This window comes from Caulobacter sp. GW821-FHT10F06 (assembly GCF_058809215.1).
In genome coordinates, this window is record NZ_JBXASK010000010.1 from 92467 (window position 1) to 109637 (window position 17171).

Below are 17171 nucleotides of genomic sequence, written 5' to 3' on the forward strand. Positions count from 1 at the left end.
GCCAGTCCCGCCGTCAGTCGTCGAGATCGAACGGCAGGTCTTCCTGGTTCGACTTGGCTTCGCGGCGGGCCCGGGAGATGGGCTTGAACAACGGCGCGGGCTCGGGATCGGGATCCCAGGGCGGCTCGTCGAAGGGCAGCTCGTCGTCCTGATCGTCGACGTCGTCGTCGGGGGCGAGCGCCGGGGCGGCCGCAGCGGCGGGCGGAGCGCGGCGGGGCTCGGGCCTGGGTTCTGGACGGGGCTCGGCGCGCGGCGGCGGCGCGGGCGGGGGTGGCGGCGGAGCGGCGACGACCGGTTCGGCGGCGGGGCGCGCGGGCGCGCGGGGCGCCTGGGGCCGGCGCACGATCGCCTCGCACCGCGCCAGCCAGCGATTGGCCTCCTGAACCGCGTCGGCCGGCGAGCGGCTCTCGCGGCGCTGCTCGTCGCCGGGGATCCAAAGGTCAAGCTCGAAGTCGGGATGGCGAGGATCGTCGAAGATCAGGCGCAGGGTGACCTTGCTGGCCTGTGGCGCGACATGGTCCAGGGCCCGGCGCTGCTCGCCCCGGAACACCCGGCCCACCACCTGGCCGTCGACCAGCAGTTCGGCCCCCATCACCTCGTCGATGCGATAGAGCAGGCACCAGGCCCCGCTGTCCCAGGCGACGGCGGACAGGCCGGTGTTGAACGAGAAGCCCGCGCCGCGACCCCGGCCGCGCGCCAGGATCACCACCTCGGGCTCGCCGCGCAGCACATGGCGCAGGGCCCGGCGGATGCGGCGGTCCTCGTCCATGAACCAAATGGCCGCGCTGCCCAGGAACGTCACCGCCGAGCCGGCGATGGCCACGAACAGGATAAGGCGGGCGAGTTCGCTCATGGGCGGAAGGCTAGTGAGAAACCGAGATTCGCGACAGAGGGGAGGCTAGGGGCGGGCGCTCGCCGCGCAAGCGCCGTCGCGGTCGTGCATCAGGCTAAGCTGCAGGGGCGGCCGCTTGCGGTTGTCGGACGTGGAGATCAGCGCCACCGCCATCTTGCCGCCGATCCGGGCGCAATGGGTCTCCTGCCGGAAGGAGCTCTGGCTGTCGCGCGAGCCGGGGCCGCTGTCGAACAGGGTCGTGACGGGGCCGTCCGCGCCCAGCGCCTTAAGCACCATGGCTCGCAGCTTGTCGGCGTCGCCCTGTCCGACCCGAAGGTAGCAGCCCGGGCCCTTGGCGTTGGACAACTCGACCCGACCTGCGCCGGTCATGCGATAGACGCCGGTCTTCCTGTCCTGCAGGCGGATGAAATGGTTGGGGACCTCCGCCAAGCCTACGCCCTGCCGATGGGCCGCAAGACATCCGTGCTCGAGGGCGTAGCGGGCGGATTCCGTCGGTGAGACCAGGGCCGCATAGGACGGCGTCGTGCTGGGCGGGGGCTTGGGCGAAGCCGTGTCGGCGGCGGCGATCAGGAGCGCGGCAAGGAGCATGTGAACGCCTCGGTGTGAGTGTTCACTTACTCAATCATGCCTTGCTGGTTTCGTCTATAGATTTAGTTCGGCCACTACCGGCACGTGGTCTGAGGGCTTTTCCTTGTCGCGCTCGTCGCGATGGATGACGACCTCGACCAGCGTGTCGGCGGCCTGGGGCGACAGCAGCAGGTGGTCGATGCGGATGCCCAGGTTCCGGGGCCAGGCGCCGGCCTGGTAGTCCCAGAAGGTGTAGCCGCCCGGCGCGCCGTCGACCTGCATGTAGGCGTCGGTAAAGCCCAGGTTCTTCAGAGCCCGGAACGCGCCTCGGCTCTCGGGGCGGAACAGGGCGTCGCCGACCCAGGCCTCGGGATTGGCCACGTCCTCGGCCTCTGGAATGACGTTGTAGTCGCCCAGGATGACCAGGGGCTCCTCATAGGCCAGCAGCGTCTGGGCGTGGGCGTGCAGCCGGCGCATCCAGGCCAGCTTGTAGTCGAACTTCTCCGTGTCGACAGGATTGCCGTTGGGCAGGTAGATCCCGCAGACGCGGATCGGCTTGGGCGCGGCGATCACCGCCTCGACATAGCGCGACTGCTCGTCGACTTCGCCGTCGAACAGGAAGGGTAGGCCCTTGCGGACGTCCTCGACCGGAAACTTCGAGAGCAGGGCGACGCCGTTATAGGTCTTCTGGCCGTGGACCACGACGTTGTAGCCCAGGCGCTCGAACGCCTCGGTCGGGAACTTCTCGTCGACGCACTTGATCTCCTGCAGCACCGCCACGTCGGGCGACACCGCTTCGAACCAGGCCAGCACGCCTTCGAGGCGAGCGTTGACGGAATTCACGTTCCAGGTGGCGATACGCATTGACGGCTCCAGTGGGCGCGCGGAGGCTAGGGCCCATGGCGAGCGCGCTCAAGACAGGGTTCAGAATTTCCGATCGGGGACAGCGCATCCTGCTGATCCTGATCACCTTGGCGTGGCTGGTCGCCGCGGCGGTCGGCGCGATCCTGGCGGTGTTCTCGCCGCTTGTCTTCGACGGACCGGGCAATATCCACAATCCCGTCGCCTGGCTGGGCTTCGTGCTCGGCGCGCTGTTCTGGGCCGTGTGCGTGCTGGGGCCGCTGGTCGGCTGGATGCAGTGGCGCAAGGGCCGCCGCACCGAGGCCTGGGCCGCCATGGCCGCGCCGGCCGCCTGGGCGGCGATGGCGATCACCGTGCTGCAGTTCGTGCCGGGGTAGGTGGGACGGTTGAGCGCCGTGAGCGGCCCTCGTCTTTCGACAGGCTCAGGATGAGGACCATTCCATAGGTCTTGGCAGTCGAAACCTCATCCTGAGCTTGTCGAAGGACGAGGTTTCGGCGTTCGAGCTAGATCGAGAAGCTCACCCCGCAGCCGCAGCTGGACTTGGCGTTGGGGTTGCGGACGCGGAATTCCGCGCCGGCCAGTTCGTCGACGAAATCGATCTCCGAGCCCTTCAGCAGAGCCATCGAGATGACGTCCACCAGGGCGGCGGCGCCGTCGCGTTCGATCTTCAGGTCGTCGGCCTCGACCGTGTCGACCAGGTCGAAGCGGTACTGGAAGCCCGAGCATCCGCCGCCGTCGACCGCGACGCGCAGCATGACGGGGCGCCCCTCGGACTGTCCGATGGCGTGGATGCGGCGAGCGGCGTTGGGAGAAAGCGTTACGGTTGTTTCGGTCATGGCTGTGGAAAACTCATCCTTGGCCTATATGAGGATATCAGCGCCCCGGCGAAAGGGGTGAAAGCCCAGAGTCGTTCATGTCGTCTTCTCCTTATCTGGTCGCCCGAGCCCCGTACGCCGAAGATCCGGCCAAGTCGCGTGGTCGCCGCTACCAGGAAGAAGACAGCCGCACGCGCACGCCGTTCGCCCGCGATCGCGACCGGATCATCCATAATTCGGCCTTCCGGCGGCTGAAGGAGAAGACCCAGGTCTTCGTGGCCCACGAGGGCGACAACTTCCGCACGCGCCTGACCCACTCGCTGGAAGTGGCCCAGGTGGCGCGATCGCTGGCCACGGCCCTCGGGCTGGACAGCGACCTGGCCGAGACCATCGCCCTGGGCCACGACATCGGCCACCCGCCGTTCGGCCACGCCGGCGAGGATGAGCTGCAGGCCAAGATGGCCCCGTTCGGCGGCTTCGACCACAACGTCCAGACCTTCCGGGTGGTGACCGAGCTGGAGCACCGCTATCCCGACTTCCACGGCCTGAACCTGACCTGGGAGACCCTGGAGGGGATCATCAAGCACAACGGTCCAGTGACCGAGAAGCTGGGCAAGCCGTCCTGGAAGGCGATCTCCAAGTACGACAATGAGTATAACCTCGGCCTCAACACCTGGGCCTCGGCCGAGGCCCAGGTCGCGGCCCTGGCCGACGACATCGCCTACAACAACCACGACGTCGACGACGGCGTGTCGGCTGGCTTGATCAATCTGGACGACCTGCTGGACGTGCCGCTGATCGGCCCGATCCTGTTCGCGGTTAAGAGCGAGCGGCCCGACCTGGACGCCAACCTGACCCGCCTGGAGGCCGTGCGCCGGATGATCGGAGCCATGGTCGACGACGTGATGGGCGAGACCCTGCAGCGCGCGGCCTCGACCGGCGTGCAGTCGGCCGACGACGTGCGGGGCCTGGACCACGCCCTGGTGGCCTTCTCGCCGGACATGGCCGAGGACCTGGCCCGCCTGCGCCAGTTCCTGCACACGCGGATGTATCGCCACTGGCGCGTCAACCGGACGCGTAGCCAGGCGCGCCGTATTCTGGCCGAGATGTTCGACTTGTTCTTGAACGAGCCGGACGTCCTGCCGACGGTCTGGTTCGAGAAGTCGCAGAACCGCGACGAGGCCGGGCGCGCGAGGGTCGTCTGCGACTACATCGCGGGCATGACCGACCGCTTCGCTATCGAGGAGCACAGGAAGCTGTTCCACCTCGACGTCTGGAACTAGAGTCCGACGATCGAAGGCGCTCCCCGTTTCGGGGAGCGACGGGGTCCTTCCTGAAACCGTGATGGCGCGGACGCTTATGACGCGCCGGTCCCTTCGATAAACTGTGTCCGCGTGCGTGTGATTCGGCGGTCCGAACCCCGTGCGTCGTAGTCTGGAGCCTAATCGCGATGTCCGATCCCCACCGCGGCGCCTATACGCCGCCGACCGATGCGCCGCTGTCGTTCGACGCGCGTCAGCCGGTGCGCGGTTCCCGCCCTCTGCCCATGACCCTGATCATCAGCGCGGTGGTGCTGCTGACGCTGGTCGTGGCGGTGGTGATGATCTATCGCGGCGGCGTGCGCGGTCCCAACGAGCCGCCGGCCACCGTGGGCTCGCAGGTCGCAGAGATGAAGACCCCGCCGCCCGCCGGCAGCCAGCCGGCCGACCCAGCCGCGGGCCTGCAGATCTACAAGAACGAAGAGCCGTCGCCGTCGGCGACCTACGCCGCCCAGCCGGAGGCGCCGCTGCCGCGTCCGACCGCGCCGGTCGACGCCAAGCCGATCGAGACCGCCGCCCTGCCAGCCGCCGCCAAGCCGGCGACCGTCGCGCCCAAGCCCGCTGCCGCCAAGCCGGCGCCGACCATCGAGTCGCTGGCCACCGCCGCCGTCGCGCCAGCTCCCAAGCCCGTCGCGGCCAAGCCCACCGTGGTCGCCACGGCGACCGCGCCCAAGCCGGCGACCTCGGCCTCCAGCGGTCCGGCCATGGTGCAGATCGGCGCCCTGTCCTCGCCCGCCCTGGCCGACAAGGCCTGGAGCGACGCCGCGCGTCTGGCCCCGGGCCTGGCCGCCGGCAAGGGCAAGAAGGTCGAGGCCGTCGACAAGAACGGCACCACCCTCTACCGCACCTCGGTGACCGGTTTCGCCAGCCGCGAGGCCGCCAAGGCCTTCTGCGACGCCATTTCGGCCGCGGGCAAGTCCTGCTTCGTGAAGTAGGAACGAGCGCTTGAGCACCTCCGCCGCGATCCTCGGCTGCGCCGGGACGACCCTCTCCCGCGAGGAGGAGGACTTCTTCCGGCACGTGAAGCCCTGGGGCTTCATCCTGTTCAAGCGCAACATCGACACGCCCCAGCAGACCCTGGCCCTGACCCAGGCGCTGCGCGACACGGTCGGTCGGCCCGATGCGCCGATCCTGATCGACCAGGAGGGCGGCCGCGTCGCCCGCCTGCAGCCGCCGCACTGGAAGAAATATCCGCCCGGCCGCGCCTATGGCGAGCTGGTGGCCAACGACCCGCTGGTCGCCCGCGAGATCACCCGCCTGGGTGCGCGCCTGATCGCCCACGATCTGCGAGCCATCGGCGTCAATGTCGACTGTGTGCCGGTGCTGGACGTTCCCGATCCCAAGGGCCACGAGATCATCGGCGACCGCGCCTATGGCGACACACCCGAGCAGGTGGCCACGCTTGGCCGCGCCGCCGCCGAGGGCCTGCTGGCCGGCGGGGTGCTGCCGATCATCAAGCACATCCCCGGCCACGGTCGCGCGATGAGCGACAGCCACCTGGAGCTGCCGGTCGTGAAGGCCAAGCTGGCCGAGCTGGACGCCCGTGACTTCGCGCCGTTCCGCGTGCTGTCGGACATGCCGATGGCGATGACCGCGCACGTCGTCTACACGGCCATCGACCGCCGCCGTCCGGCCACCACGTCCAAGAAGGCGATCAAGAAGATCATCCGCGAGTCGCTGGGCTTCGACGGCCTGCTGATGAGCGACGACCTGTCGATGAAGGCGCTGTCGGGCGACTTCAAGCAGCGCGCCAAGGACAGCCTGTCGGCCGGCTGCGACGTGGTCCTGCACTGCAACGGCGACATGGACGAAATGAAAGCCGTGATGTCCGGCGTCGGCGGTCTGTCCAAGGAAGCCCGCCGTCGCTCGCAGGCGGTGATGAGCCGGCTCGTGAAGGTGGTTGAGCCCTTCGACGTCGCCGAGGCCCGGGCGCGGTTCGACGCCGCCTTCGCCAACACCTCCTATTCGGGCAGCTTTGCGTGAACACGGGCTTCCAGCCCACGCTAGACTTCGAGGCCGCCAACGAGGCGGCGGAAGACGGCGCGGCGCTGGTCATCGACATCGACGGCTATGAAGGCCCGCTGCATGTTCTGCTGGCCCTGGCGCGCAGCCAGAAGGTCGACCTCTTACAGCTGTCAATTACCCGCCTGGCCGAGCAGTACCTGGCCTTCGTCCAGCAGGCGCGGCGCGTGCGGTTCTCGCTGGCTGCGGACTATCTGGTGATGGCCGCCTGGCTGGCCTACCTCAAGTCCCGCCTGCTGCTGCCCAAGCCCGAACGGGCCAAGGCCGAGGAGCCGCCGGCCGAGGAGATGGCCGCGCAGCTGGCCTTCCGCCTGGCCAAGCTGGACGTCATGCGCCAGGCCGTCGAGGCGCTGAAGGAGCGCCCGCTGCTCAAGCGCGACGTGTTCATGCGCGGCGACCCGGAAGCCGTGAAGATCGTCTCGTCGACCCGGCTGGAAGGCGATCTCTACGGCCTGATGAGCGCCTACATCACCCAGCGCAAGAAAGAGCACAGCCGTCATTACGCCCCGCGTCCGCCCACGGCCTATCCGCTGGAAGACGCCCGCGACCGCCTGCGCGCGATGCTGCCGAGGATGGACGACTGGACCACCCTGACCACGGTCGCGCCGATCGAGCAGTCGCTGGAGGAGGACGACGGCCCGTCGCCGGCCTCGTACCTGGCCTCGACCCTGTCGGCCTCGCTGGAGCTGGTGAAGGAGGGCGTGCTGGAGGCGCGCCAGATGGAGGCGTTCGCCGACATCTACCTGCGCACGCGGGCCGAGCCGCTGGAGGCGGAGGCGTGAGGGCTAACCTTCAACTCGGCTTTTATCCTTGTCATCCCGGAAAGCGCGCAGCGCTTATCCGGGACCCAGGGGCCGGCGCATCGCGGTGGCCCCTGGGTCCCGGCTCTCCGCTTCGCTGCGGCCGGGATGACAAGATTTGGGTTTTCTTCCCGTCATGATCGACCCCCTCCACACCGAACGCTGCATCGAGGCTCTGCTGTTCGCCGCCGCCGAGCCGCTGAGCGACGTCGACCTGGCCAAGCGCCTGCCGGAAGGCGCCGACATCGCCGCCGGGATCGAGGCCCTGCGCGCGCGCTACGAGGGCAGGGGGATCGAGCTGACCTGCGTGGCCGGCCGCTGGCGGTTCCAGACCGCTCAGGACCTGTCGTTCCTGATGACCGAGGAGCGCGAGGAGCCGCGCCGGCTGTCCAAGGCCGCCCAGGAGACCCTGGCGATCATCGCCTATCACCAGCCCGTCACCCGGGCCGAGATCGAGGCCGTGCGCGGCGTCCAGGCCAGCCGGGGCACGATCGACGTGCTGCTTGAGCTGGGTCTGGTGCGCATGCGCGGCCGCCGCCGCACGCCGGGTCGCCCGGTGACCTTCGGCACGACCGACGCCTTCCTCGAGCACTACGGCCTGGCGGCGCTGTCGGACCTGCCGGGAATCACCGAGATGAAGGCCGCCGGCCTGCTGGAAATGAACCTGCCGCCGGGCTTTTCCGTGCCCGACCCGCTGGGCCTGCGCCCCGGCGAGGACGAGGATCCGCTGGAGGACGGCGACGAAGCGCCCGAATTCGCCCAGGACTTCCTCGGAGAGCTGGAAAAAAGCTGAGCCATACGGGGTGCGGCGTAAAAGCCCGTTCTGTCGCGCTTGGCTCCCTGCCTCGCGACCGCCTATATTGCATGAGAGATTGTAACGACACGCCGCAGCGGCTAATGGGCCGCTGTCGCAAGGAGCACCGTCGCTATGGGTAGCATGAGCTGGATTCACTGGGTGATCGTGATCGCGGTCGTAGCCCTGCTCTTTGGCGGTCGCGGCAAGCTGTCGGGAATCATGGGCGACGCGGCCAAGGGCATCAAGGCGTTCAAGGACGGCCTGAAGGACGACACCTCCGACGAGGTCGCGGCCAACAAGTCGACCGGCGCCCTTCCGCGCACCAAGGCCGAAGAAGAAGACCTGCACAGGTCGTAAGATCCTCCGGGCGCGCGGGCGGGTCCCGTCGCGCGCGTCCCCTCCACTTCGCGACGGCGGGCCAAGGCTCGCGTCGCTCTAAGGCGCGTCCATGCTTCCTGATATTGGCGGCACAGAGCTTCTGGTCATCGCCGCGGTCGCTCTGATCGTGGTCGGGCCGAAGGATCTCCCCGTACTTCTGCGCAAGCTGGGCCAGTTCGTCGGCAAGATGCGCGGCATGGCCGCCGAGTTCCGCTCCAGCTTCGACGAGATGGCGCGTCAGTCCGAGCTGGACGACCTGCGCCGCGAGGTCGAGGCCATGCGTTCGGGCCAGTACGCCAATCCGCTGCGCGAGGCCGCCGACCAGGCCAAGGACGTCGGCGTCGACAAGGTGTTCGCCGACATCGACGCCAGCCTCCACGAGGGGACGATGCAGATCCATCCCCACGCCGGCTATCAGCCGCCGCCCAATCCGGCGCTGGTTTCCGACACCGTCGCCGAGCCGGTCGCCGCGCCCAAGCCGCGCAAGCCCCGGGCTGCCAAGGTCGTGGCCGAGCCGGTCGCCGAGCCGGCCGTCTCCAAGGCCCCGCGCAAGCGCGCCGCGCCGAAGGCTCCCGCCAAGGCCGAAGCGGTCATCGAAGCGCCCAAGGCCGTCCGCGCGCCGCGCAAGAAGGCCGCCAAGGCCGGCGGCTCCACCTCTTCGGATATCGCCTCGTGACTCAAGCCATCGGCCACGAACCCGAGGACGAGATCGAAGCCTCGCGCGCCCCGCTGCTGGACCACCTGGTCGAGCTGCGCATGCGCCTGATCATCTGCGTGGTGGCGCTGTTCCTGGGCTTCGGGATCTGCTTCGCCTTCGCCGACAAGATCTTCCTGTTCCTGGTCAACCCGTTCACGGTGGCCCAGCAACTGCTCAGCGTGCAGCACGCCGGCGGCAAGCACGGTCCGTTCGACCTGCTGCTGGCCCTGGTGGGCCTGAAGGACATCCCGCAGGGCGAGACCAAGGCCCTGGGCCTGGTCTACACGGCCGCGCTGGAGTTCTTCTTCACCAAGCTGAAGCTGGCCGGGTTCGGCGCCGTGGTCCTGACCTTCCCGGTCCTGGCCTGGCAGCTCTACCGGTTCGTCGCGCCGGGGCTCTACAAGAACGAGCGCCACGCCTTCCTGCCGTTCCTGCTGGCCTCGCCGGTGATGTTCATCCTGGGCGCGGCGCTGGTCTACTACGTGATGCTGCCGTTCGTGCTGTGGTTCTCGCTGAGCCAGCAGGTCTCGACGGTGGGGATCACCATCCAGCTGCTGCCCAAGGTCAGCGACTATTTGACGCTGGTGACCTCGCTGCTGCTGGCCTTCGGCCTGTGCTTCCAGCTGCCGGTCGTGGTGTCGCTGCTGGGCCTGGCGGGCATCATCTCCAGCAAGCTGCTGCGCGAGGGCCGTCGCTACGCCATCGTCGGCGTGTTCATCGCCGCGGCCATCCTGACCCCGCCCGACCCCATCAGCCAGATGACCTTGGCCATCCCGATGTGCCTGCTCTACGAGATCAGCATCTGGTGCGTGTGGCTGATCGAGCGCGGCAAGGCCAAGGACGAGAAGAAGCGCAACGAGATCGTCGCGGCCTGATTCCGCATGAACTGTCATCCCGGGCGGAGCGCAGCGCAGACCCGGGACCACGGCGAGCTCATGCGTTTCCTGCGCTCCCGGCTCGGCGCGCTTCGCGCTTGGCCGGGATGACAGCTGAAATGGAACAACAAAAAACCTCCGCCCCGGAAGGAGCGGAGGTTTTCCGTTTTCGGGCGGCCCGTCGGGGCCGGCGTCCGTCAGGCTTAGGCGTTGGTCAGCGCGCGGGCGTTCAGGGCCTGCAGCTGGGCCTTGGCCGCGCGGACGGCGCTGCCGACGCACGACTGGTAGTCGGTGCGGCTGACATAGCCCTTGGCGGGCTTGCAGACGGTCTGGGCGGCGAGCTTGATCTCGGCGTGGATCTGCTCGGTGGTCTTGCCCTTCAGCGAGACGCGGACGACCGACAGGCTTTCGTGGCGGGCTTCGACCTTCGAGGTCGAGCGGGCCTTGATGATGCCGGCCAGCTGGCGGTTGGCGTCGCGGACGGTGCTTTCGACGCACTCGCGGGCGGCGGTCTTGCCGGTCGAGCAGACGGTCTGGGCGGCGGCCTGGATTTCGCTGCCGATCTGGGCGTCGGTCTTGTTGGCCAGCGAGATGCGGACCAGGTTGGCGGCGCTGGCCGGGGCGGCGATGGCGGCCGAGACGGTGACGAGAGCGGCGAGGGCGATGAACTTCTTCAAGGTGTTAAGTCCCGTAAATTGTTTGCTTGAAACGCGGTTTCACTTTGTTGGGCGCTCCTTTTTCATCTTCGAATTAAGTTGAAATGTAGAAACGGCATTAATTGGCGTTAGTTGTATTTTGTGCTCGGCAATTGATCAAATATAACGACGTTATTGGATTCAGGTTTGTGTAATACACAAAACGTCTGATCTTGGCGGAGATTGTCGGGCTTCCGGCGAGCGGCGTTCGCCTGGGCTGGGCGTCCGGCGGCCGATCCGGGCGACGGGCAGGGTCTTCACGAGGTCGCGTTGCGGCCCTGAAAAGGTTGGCGCCTTGGGCGACGCGCCTTAGAGAGGGCGTTTCCCTACGCATACTCTTCGAGCGCTTTTTCGATGCACGACATCAAGGCCATCCGCGACAATCCCGAAGCCTTCGAAGCCGCCTGGTCGGCCAAGGGTCGATCGGGCGCGGCCGCCGAGGCCGTGAAACTCGACGCCCAGCTGCGCGCGGCCCAGACGGCGCTGCAGGAATCGCAAGCCAAGCGCAACGAGGCCTCCAAGCTGATCGGCGCCGCCAAGGCCAAGAAGGACGAGGCCGAGGCCGCGCGCCTGATGGCCGAGGTCGAGTCGCTGAAGGCCGTCATGGCGACCGCCGGCGAGGAAGAGACCCTGGTCGGCGGCAAGCTGCGCGACCTGCTGGCCAGCCTGCCCAACATCCCGGCGCCCGAGGTTCCCAAGGGCGAGGGCGAGCACGGCAATGTCGAAGAGCGCCGCTGGGGCGACGCCGCCAAGCTGCCGGCCGGCCGCCTGAACGCCCCCAAGGACCACGTCGACTTGGGCGCGGCCCTGGGCGGCATGGACTTCGAGGCCGCCGCCCGGATGAGCGGCTCGCGCTTCGTGGTGCTCAAGAAGGAGGTCGCCCGCCTGGAGCGCGCGATCGGCCAGTTCATGCTGGACCTGCAGACGGTCGAGCACGGCTACACCGAGGTCAGCCCGCCGCTGCTGGTCAAGGACGAGGCGCTGTTCGGCACGGGTCAGCTGCCGAAGTTTGCCGAGGACCTGTTCAAGACCACCGGCGACCACTGGCTGATCCCCACCGCCGAGGTCTCGCTGACCAATATCGTGCGCGAGCAGATCACCGGCGAGGAAGAGCTGCCGCTGCGCCTGACGGCCCTGACCCCCAGCTTCCGCTCGGAAGCCGGTTCGGCCGGCCGCGACACGCGCGGCATGATCCGCCAGCACCAGTTCTACAAGGTCGAGCTGGTCTCGATCACCACGCCCGACCAGTCGGAAGATGAGCACCAGCGCATGGTCACCTGCGCCGAGGCGGTGCTGAAGAAGCTGGAGCTGCCGTTCCGCACCATGCTGCTGTGCACCGGCGACATGGGCTTTGGCGCGCGCAAGACCTACGATCTGGAAGTCTGGCTGCCGTCGCAGAACATGTATCGCGAGATCAGCTCGTGCTCGAACTGCGGCGACTTCCAGGCCCGCCGGATGAGCGCCCGCTACCGCAAGGCCGGCGAGAAGGGCGGGCACTACGTCCACACCCTGAACGGCTCGGGCCTGGCGGTCGGCCGCACCCTGGTGGCCGTGCTGGAGAACTATCAGGACGAGAACGGCCGCATCGCCATTCCCGACGTTCTGGTTCCCTACATGGGCGGCGTCACCCACATCGGGGGGAACGCGTGAGGATACTCCTCACCAACGACGACGGCATCCACGCGCCGGGGCTGGTGGCTCTGGAGAAGATCGCGCGCGCCCTGACCGACGATGTCTGGATCTGCGCGCCGGAATACGAGCAGTCGGGCGCCAGTCGGGCTCTGACCCTGGCCGATCCGCTGCGCGTGCGACGCCTGGACGACCGCCGCTTCGCCGTTGAGGGCACGCCCACCGACTGCGTGATGATGGCCGTGCAGCAGTTGATCGACGGCCCGGCGCCGGACCTGGTGCTGTCGGGCGTCAATCGCGGCCAGAACATCGCCGAGGACGTCACCCTGTCGGGCACCGTGGCCGGCGCCATCGAGGGCATGGCCCTGGGCATTCGCTCGATCGCCCTGTCGCAGGCCATGAACTACTTCCACGACGAGGTCGTCGCCCACTGGGAGACGGCCGAAACCTATGGTCCGGGCATCATCCAGAAGCTGCTGGAGACGGGCTGGCCCGACGACGTGATCATGAACGTCAACTTCCCGGCCCTGCCGCCGGAGCAGGTGACGACGGTCGAGGTCACCCGCCAGGGCTTCCGCGACGGCCACCTGCGCCACTGGGACAAGCGCACCGACCTGCGCGGCCGCGACTACTACTGGATGGGCTTCACGGCCACGGCCTCGACGCCGGCCGAGGGCACCGACCTGAAAGCGGTCTATGACGGCAAGATCTCGGTCACGCCGCTGCACATCGACCTGACGCACAACGAGACCGTCCACAAGCTGAAGGGCCTGCTGGGCGGCGCTCCGCCCAAGGCGCGGGTGGGCGAATGAGCGACGCGCGCAAGGCCCAGGCCGCCGCCCTCGCGGATCTGCCGCGCCTGATGAAGGCGTTGCGCGACCAGGGCATCAGCGACCCGCAGGTGCTGAAGGCCATCGAGAAGACCCCGCGCGACCTGTTCACGCCCGACCTCTTCAAGGACCGTTCGTGGGAGGATTCGGCCCTGCCGATCGCCTGCGGCCAGACCATCAGTCAGCCCTATATCGTCGGCCTGATGACCCAGGCCCTGACCATCGAGCCGCGCTCGCGGGTGCTGGAGATCGGCACCGGGTCCGGCTACCAGACCACGATCCTCAGCCACGTCTCGCGGCTGGTCTATACGATCGAGCGCTATCGGACCCTGATGAAGGAGGCGGAGGCGCGCTTCACCAAGCTGGGCCTGACCAACGTCATCACCAAGTTCGGCGACGGCGGCGAGGGCTGGGCCGAACAAGCGCCGTTCGACCGCATTATGGTCACGGCGGCGGCGGAAGATGATCCGAAACGACTGCTGTCCCAGCTCAAGCCCAACGGCGTCCTCGTGGCGCCGATCGGGAAGGGGCCGGTGCAGAGCCTTCGCCGCTACGCCGGCGACGGCAAGGGCGGCTTCAAGGTGGAGGCGCTGTGCGACGTGCGGTTCGTGCCGCTGTTGGACGGCGTGGCTCGCGATCAGTGAGCTTGGCAAGCGGGGGCGCGGCTGCGGCCGACCCTCGTTTTAATGATTGATTTACCCTCGCGGGGCCGTCTGGTCGTTCGTGAGGAAAGGAGAGGCTATGAGGCAGTTGTGGACGCGCGCGGCGGTGATCGCCCTGACGGCTGGAACGCTCGCCGCCTGCGAGACGACCGGCGGCCCGCAATATCCGGCGCGCGAAGGCCAGGCTCCCGTTCCGAACCGCGCCCAGACCCCGAACTATCCGATCACCCAGGCGCCGCAATCGGCCGCCGACCAGCCGATCGACACCTCGCCCCAGCCCAGCGAAGTGATCCGCCGCGAGCCGATCCCGGTCGACCCCGCGCCCGCGCCGACCCTGCCCGAGCCTACGGTGCGACGCACCGAGCTGCCGCCGCCCGCGCCGGCCTACACGCCGCAGCCCCTGCCGCCCAAGCCGGTGGTCGTCACGACCGTCGCCGGTCCGGTGGTCACCGTGGCCGGCAAGCCCAAGGTCCGCGTCGTCGAATCGGGCGACGCCCTGGACGCCATCGCCCGCGGCTTCGGCTCGACCCGCGCCGAGCTGGTCGAGCTCAATAATCTGAAGCCGCCGTACAGCCTGCGCCTGGGCCAGAAGATCAAGGGTCCGGCCAGCGACCAGAAGGCCTATGTGGTCGGGCAGGGCGACACGATGTTCGCCATCGCCAAGCGCTTCAGCGTCACTCAGGCCGCCCTGGCCGAGGAAAACGACCTGTCGACCGGCGCGTCGATCAAGAAGGGCCAGAAGCTGCTCCTGCCGGAAGGCTTCAAGGACAAGGGTCCGACCAAGACCACGGTGATGCAGGCCCAGTCGCCGTCGAACGCGACCACCCTGGCCGGCGCCTCGCCGCCGCCCGCGGCGCGTCCGACCGAGACCCCGCGCGCCAGCGTTCCGGCCGCGACCGCCCCGACCTCGTCGTCGCCCTTCGGCGCGTCGGCCAGCACGACCACCACCACGACCACGGTCACCGGTTCGGTCGTCACCGTGGCGGGGCCGCGTCAGGTCTACACGGTGAAATCGGGCGACACCCTGACGGCGATCGCCAAGCGCTTCGACATGAGCGTCAAGGAAGTGGCCGACGCCAACGACATCGACAGCGACAAGCCGCTGCGCCTGGGCGCCAAGATCAAGGGCCCGGCGACCACGTCTAAGGCCTATGTCGCCGTCAGCGGCGACACCCTGACCGCCATCGCCAAGCGTTTCAACGTCAGCGTCAAGGAACTGGCGGCCGAGAACGACCTGAAGACCAGCGCCGCGGTCAAGAAGGGCCAGAAGATCGTCCTGCCCGACGGCTACAAGGACCGGGGTCCGATCAAGACGACCACCACCGTTCCGGCCGCGCCGTCGCGCACCTATGCCGAGAGCTCGACCCCGACGCCGTCGCAACCGGCCGCGGTCACGCCCTCGGCGCCGATTCCCTACCGGCCCAGCGCCTCGACGCCGCCGCCCAGCAGCTATCCGCGCCCGACCGGCCCGGTCGCCGCCCTGCCGACGGCGCCGCCGCCGTCCAGCGCGCGTCCGATCATCGAGAGCAGCGCCGCCCCGACCGAGGCCGAGATCATCGCCTCGGGCCGCGGCAAGTTCAGCTGGCCGCTGCGGGGCGAGATCATCTCGGATTTCGGCGCCAAGGGCACCGGCCAGCGCAACGACGGCGTGGACATCCGCGCTCCGCTGGGCACACCCGTCGTGGCCTCGGCCGACGGCGAGGTGGCCTATGCCGGCAACCAGGTGCCGGCCTTCGGCAATCTGGTGCTGATCAAGCACGCCGACGGCTGGGTGACGGCCTACGCCCACCTCAATTCCACCAATGTGAAGATGCGTCAGCAGGTCTCCAAGGGCGAGCAGCTGGGCACCGTGGGCGCCACCGGCGGAGCCACCGAGCCCAAGCTGCACTTCGAGATGCGCTTCGCGCCCACGGTCAAGGACAAGGCCCGTCCGGTTGATCCGGGCCTTGTGCTGCCGAAGTAGGAAACCAAGGACGGCCCGCTTCGAAAGAGGCGGGCCGTTTGGCTATTTGCCGCCCCAGCGCCAGCCCCAGGGCTTGTCGCTCTTGCGCCAGGCCAGCACGGCGAAGCCCAGGATCAGGCCGACGCGCAGGCCAAGGTGAAGCGAGGGATGCTGGAGCGCGAAGGTCGCGGGCAGGGCCGACAGCCCGACCATCACGCCCACGAAGGCCGCCATCACGACCCAGCCTTCCCAACTGCACGGCAGGCCCGCGCCGAAGCCGTATTCCTTGGTCCGAAACCACGGCTTGCCCATGGCGAACTCCTGGTTGATCGCTCGACCGGCGGTATACGCCTGAGGTTGGGGAAGGGGAATGAGGGCGTCGAGACTTGCCCCCACCTGACCTGCTTCGCAGGTCGTCTGCCCCCATAGGGGGCGGATGAAGCGCGGCCCTCTTCCCCCTATGGGGAAGGAGCGCGAAGCGCGGAGGGGGCGAGTCCGCCGCCCTAAGCCGGCAACCCCTTGCCTAACTCTCCCGCCAAATCCCGGATGAACTGCCAGGCCACACGCCCAGACCTTGCCCCGCGCAGCTGCGACCATTGCAGGGCCCGGCGTTCGAGGTTCTCGACCTTCAGGTCGAAGCGCTCGGCATAGGTCTTGATGGCGTCCAGATAGGTGGGCTGGTCCATCGGCGGGAACCCGATCCACAGGCCGAAGCGGTCGGAGACGCTCATCTCCTCCTCGGCGTTTTCGGCGGCGGCGATGGCGCCCTGGCTCTCGACGTGGTCGCGCGGCATCAGGTGGCGGCGGTTCGAGGTCGAGACGAACAGCACGTTCTCCGGCGGACCGGCCACGCCGCCCTCCAGCGCCGACTTCAGGGCCTTGGCGGCGGCCGCGCCGTCCTCGAACGACAGGTCGTCGCACAGCACCACGAAGCGCTCGCTGCGGGTGCGCAGCAGGTCGAACAGCGGGGGCAGGGCCGCGACCTCGTCGCGATCCACCTCGATCAGCTTCAGGGCCGGATAGTCGGCGCTGACGCTCATGAACGCGGCCTTGGTCATCGAGCTCTTGCCCGTGCCGCGCACACCCCACAGCAGCACGTGGTTGCAGGGCAGGCCGTCGGCGAAGCGGACCAGATTGCCGACGAACCGGTCCTTCTGCCGCTCGACGCCCACCAGAAGGTCCAGCGCCATCGGATAGTCGGGCGCGGCCACGAAGGCGTTCGCCGCCGGATCGTGGCGGAAAAGCCGCGCGCCGGCGAAATCCGGCGCGGTCGGCGCGGCCGGCGCCAGGCGTTCCAGGGCGTCGGCGATGCGGGCGAGCAGGGCGGTTTGGGCGTCGATCATGCCCTGCTCCTAACCTCGCCGGCGGCTCATTGCAAAAGAGGAGGTGAACGCATAGCTTCCGCCGACTTGGCGCGACCCCATATGGA

20 protein-coding genes and 1 pseudogene are annotated in these 17171 nt (G+C 68.5%); 13 read left to right on the forward strand and 8 right to left on the reverse strand.

Annotation, left to right across the window (positions count from 1 at the left end):
* Positions 1 to 13: 13 nt before the first annotated feature.
* Genes AC1RUS_RS20530 through xth form a run of 3 tightly spaced genes read right to left on the reverse strand, consistent with a single transcriptional unit; the run spans position 14 to position 2284 of the window.
* Complete coding sequence (locus AC1RUS_RS20530) at positions 14 to 853, reverse strand: hypothetical protein (RefSeq protein ID WP_492918469.1); 840 nt, start codon at positions 851 to 853, stop codon at positions 14 to 16.
* Positions 854 to 898: 45 nt separating this feature from the next.
* Positions 899 to 1441: a hypothetical protein gene (locus AC1RUS_RS20535; RefSeq protein ID WP_492918470.1), complete on the reverse strand. Its 543-nt coding sequence runs from the start codon at positions 1439 to 1441 to the stop codon at positions 899 to 901.
* Positions 1442 to 1495: 54 nt separating this feature from the next.
* Positions 1496 to 2284, reverse strand: a complete 789-nt coding sequence (xth, locus tag AC1RUS_RS20540) for an exodeoxyribonuclease III (RefSeq protein ID WP_492918471.1) — start codon at positions 2282 to 2284, stop codon at positions 1496 to 1498.
* A gap of 35 nt (positions 2285 to 2319) precedes the next feature.
* Here xth and AC1RUS_RS20545 point away from each other — a divergent pair, with 35 nt between their 5' ends.
* Positions 2320 to 2658: a hypothetical protein gene (locus AC1RUS_RS20545; RefSeq protein ID WP_492918473.1), complete on the forward strand. Its 339-nt coding sequence runs from the start codon at positions 2320 to 2322 to the stop codon at positions 2656 to 2658.
* 127 nt (positions 2659 to 2785) lie between these two features.
* Here the strand turns inward: AC1RUS_RS20545 and erpA are convergent, their stop codons facing one another.
* Complete coding sequence (gene erpA, locus AC1RUS_RS20550; RefSeq protein WP_492918475.1) at positions 2786 to 3118, reverse strand: iron-sulfur cluster insertion protein ErpA; 333 nt, start codon at positions 3116 to 3118, stop codon at positions 2786 to 2788.
* A 77-nt stretch (positions 3119 to 3195) separates the two neighbouring features.
* Between erpA and AC1RUS_RS20555 the strand changes: the two genes are divergently transcribed.
* From AC1RUS_RS20555 to AC1RUS_RS20570, 4 genes are all read left to right on the forward strand, one after another.
* Positions 3196 to 4380: a deoxyguanosinetriphosphate triphosphohydrolase gene (locus tag AC1RUS_RS20555; RefSeq protein WP_492918476.1), complete on the forward strand. Its 1185-nt coding sequence runs from the start codon at positions 3196 to 3198 to the stop codon at positions 4378 to 4380.
* 167 nt (positions 4381 to 4547) lie between these two features.
* On the forward strand, positions 4548 to 5351 hold the full coding sequence (gene ftsN, locus AC1RUS_RS20560; RefSeq protein ID WP_492918478.1) for a cell division protein FtsN: 804 nt from the start codon (positions 4548 to 4550) through the stop codon (positions 5349 to 5351).
* Between the two features lie 10 nt (positions 5352 to 5361).
* Positions 5362 to 6399 (forward strand): beta-N-acetylhexosaminidase, encoded by a 1038-nt coding sequence (gene nagZ / locus AC1RUS_RS20565; protein ID WP_492918480.1) that lies wholly within the window; start codon positions 5362 to 5364, stop codon positions 6397 to 6399.
* Complete coding sequence (locus AC1RUS_RS20570) at positions 6396 to 7220, forward strand: segregation and condensation protein A (RefSeq protein WP_492918481.1); 825 nt, start codon at positions 6396 to 6398, stop codon at positions 7218 to 7220. The genes nagZ and AC1RUS_RS20570 overlap by 4 nt, the downstream gene beginning before the upstream one ends.
* Before the next feature lie 57 nt (positions 7221 to 7277).
* Here the strand turns inward: AC1RUS_RS20570 and AC1RUS_RS20575 are convergent.
* Positions 7278 to 7376 (reverse strand): annotated as a pseudogene (locus AC1RUS_RS20575) (hypothetical protein); the annotation flags it as partial.
* Between AC1RUS_RS20575 and scpB the strand changes: the two are divergent.
* From scpB to tatC, 4 genes are all read left to right on the forward strand, one after another.
* Positions 7375 to 8031: an SMC-Scp complex subunit ScpB gene (gene scpB / locus AC1RUS_RS20580; protein ID WP_492918483.1), complete on the forward strand. Its 657-nt coding sequence runs from the start codon at positions 7375 to 7377 to the stop codon at positions 8029 to 8031. The pseudogene AC1RUS_RS20575 and the gene scpB overlap by 2 nt on opposite strands.
* A gap of 135 nt (positions 8032 to 8166) precedes the next feature.
* A complete protein-coding gene (locus AC1RUS_RS20585; protein WP_035041834.1) occupies positions 8167 to 8391 on the forward strand; it encodes a twin-arginine translocase TatA/TatE family subunit in 225 nt (74 codons plus the stop codon).
* A 91-nt stretch (positions 8392 to 8482) separates the two neighbouring features.
* The gene (tatB, locus tag AC1RUS_RS20590) at positions 8483 to 9088 is read left to right on the forward strand and encodes a Sec-independent protein translocase protein TatB (protein WP_492918485.1); all 606 of its coding nucleotides are present in this window, start codon (positions 8483 to 8485) and stop codon (positions 9086 to 9088) included.
* Positions 9085 to 9984 carry a twin-arginine translocase subunit TatC gene (gene tatC, locus AC1RUS_RS20595; protein WP_492918486.1) on the forward strand — a complete coding sequence of 300 codons (900 nt, stop codon included), beginning with the start codon at positions 9085 to 9087 and terminating at the stop codon, positions 9982 to 9984. Before tatB ends, tatC begins: the two co-directional genes overlap by 4 nt.
* Positions 9985 to 10187: 203 nt before the next feature.
* Here tatC and AC1RUS_RS20600 read toward each other — a convergent pair whose 3' ends face one another.
* Positions 10188 to 10661: a hypothetical protein gene (locus AC1RUS_RS20600; RefSeq protein ID WP_492918487.1), complete on the reverse strand. Its 474-nt coding sequence runs from the start codon at positions 10659 to 10661 to the stop codon at positions 10188 to 10190.
* Between the two features lie 372 nt (positions 10662 to 11033).
* Between AC1RUS_RS20600 and serS the strand changes: the two genes are divergently transcribed.
* The 4 genes from serS (at position 11034) to dipM (ending at position 15763) form a co-directional block, all read left to right on the forward strand.
* Positions 11034 to 12329, forward strand: a complete 1296-nt coding sequence (gene serS, locus AC1RUS_RS20605) for a serine--tRNA ligase (protein WP_492918488.1) — start codon at positions 11034 to 11036, stop codon at positions 12327 to 12329.
* Positions 12326 to 13120 carry a 5'/3'-nucleotidase SurE gene (gene surE, locus AC1RUS_RS20610; protein ID WP_492918489.1) on the forward strand — a complete coding sequence of 265 codons (795 nt, stop codon included), beginning with the start codon at positions 12326 to 12328 and terminating at the stop codon, positions 13118 to 13120. Before serS ends, surE begins: the two co-directional genes overlap by 4 nt.
* A complete protein-coding gene (locus tag AC1RUS_RS20615; protein ID WP_492918490.1) occupies positions 13117 to 13782 on the forward strand; it encodes a protein-L-isoaspartate(D-aspartate) O-methyltransferase in 666 nt (221 codons plus the stop codon). Before surE ends, AC1RUS_RS20615 begins: the two co-directional genes overlap by 4 nt.
* Positions 13783 to 13879: 97 nt before the next feature.
* The gene (gene dipM, locus AC1RUS_RS20620; RefSeq protein ID WP_492918491.1) at positions 13880 to 15763 is read left to right on the forward strand and encodes a cell division endopeptidase DipM; all 1884 of its coding nucleotides are present in this window, start codon (positions 13880 to 13882) and stop codon (positions 15761 to 15763) included.
* Positions 15764 to 15805: 42 nt separating this feature from the next.
* On the opposite strand, the gene AC1RUS_RS20625 is transcribed toward dipM, so the two are convergent.
* A complete protein-coding gene (locus AC1RUS_RS20625; RefSeq protein ID WP_492918492.1) occupies positions 15806 to 16054 on the reverse strand; it encodes a hypothetical protein in 249 nt (82 codons plus the stop codon).
* A 191-nt stretch (positions 16055 to 16245) separates the two neighbouring features.
* Positions 16246 to 17085, reverse strand: a complete 840-nt coding sequence (locus AC1RUS_RS20630) for an ATP-binding protein (RefSeq protein ID WP_492918493.1) — start codon at positions 17083 to 17085, stop codon at positions 16246 to 16248.
* Positions 17086 to 17171 lie beyond the last annotated feature (86 nt).

Excerpts from the sequence above, each read along its gene's own strand:
- AC1RUS_RS20530 (WP_492918469.1), bottom strand. The coding sequence starts at position 853 with ATGAGCGAACTCGCCCGCCTTATCCTGTTCGTGGCCATCGCCGGCTCG.
- AC1RUS_RS20535 (WP_492918470.1), bottom strand. The coding sequence starts at position 1,441 with ATGCTCCTTGCCGCGCTCCTGATCGCCGCCGCCGACACGGCTTCGCCC.
- xth (WP_492918471.1), bottom strand. The coding sequence starts at position 2,284 with ATGCGTATCGCCACCTGGAACGTGAATTCCGTCAACGCTCGCCTCGAA.
- AC1RUS_RS20545 (WP_492918473.1), top strand. The coding sequence starts at position 2,320 with ATGGCGAGCGCGCTCAAGACAGGGTTCAGAATTTCCGATCGGGGACAG.
- erpA (WP_492918475.1), bottom strand. The coding sequence starts at position 3,118 with ATGACCGAAACAACCGTAACGCTTTCTCCCAACGCCGCTCGCCGCATC.
- AC1RUS_RS20555 (WP_492918476.1), top strand. The coding sequence starts at position 3,196 with ATGTCGTCTTCTCCTTATCTGGTCGCCCGAGCCCCGTACGCCGAAGAT.
- ftsN (WP_492918478.1), top strand. The coding sequence starts at position 4,548 with ATGTCCGATCCCCACCGCGGCGCCTATACGCCGCCGACCGATGCGCCG.
- scpB (WP_492918483.1), top strand. The coding sequence starts at position 7,375 with ATGATCGACCCCCTCCACACCGAACGCTGCATCGAGGCTCTGCTGTTC.
- AC1RUS_RS20585 (WP_035041834.1), top strand. The coding sequence starts at position 8,167 with ATGGGTAGCATGAGCTGGATTCACTGGGTGATCGTGATCGCGGTCGTA.
- tatB (WP_492918485.1), top strand. The coding sequence starts at position 8,483 with ATGCTTCCTGATATTGGCGGCACAGAGCTTCTGGTCATCGCCGCGGTC.
- serS (WP_492918488.1), top strand. The coding sequence starts at position 11,034 with ATGCACGACATCAAGGCCATCCGCGACAATCCCGAAGCCTTCGAAGCC.
- AC1RUS_RS20615 (WP_492918490.1), top strand. The coding sequence starts at position 13,117 with ATGAGCGACGCGCGCAAGGCCCAGGCCGCCGCCCTCGCGGATCTGCCG.
- dipM (WP_492918491.1), top strand. The coding sequence starts at position 13,880 with ATGAGGCAGTTGTGGACGCGCGCGGCGGTGATCGCCCTGACGGCTGGA.
- AC1RUS_RS20625 (WP_492918492.1), bottom strand. The coding sequence starts at position 16,054 with ATGGGCAAGCCGTGGTTTCGGACCAAGGAATACGGCTTCGGCGCGGGC.
- AC1RUS_RS20630 (WP_492918493.1), bottom strand. The coding sequence starts at position 17,085 with ATGATCGACGCCCAAACCGCCCTGCTCGCCCGCATCGCCGACGCCCTG.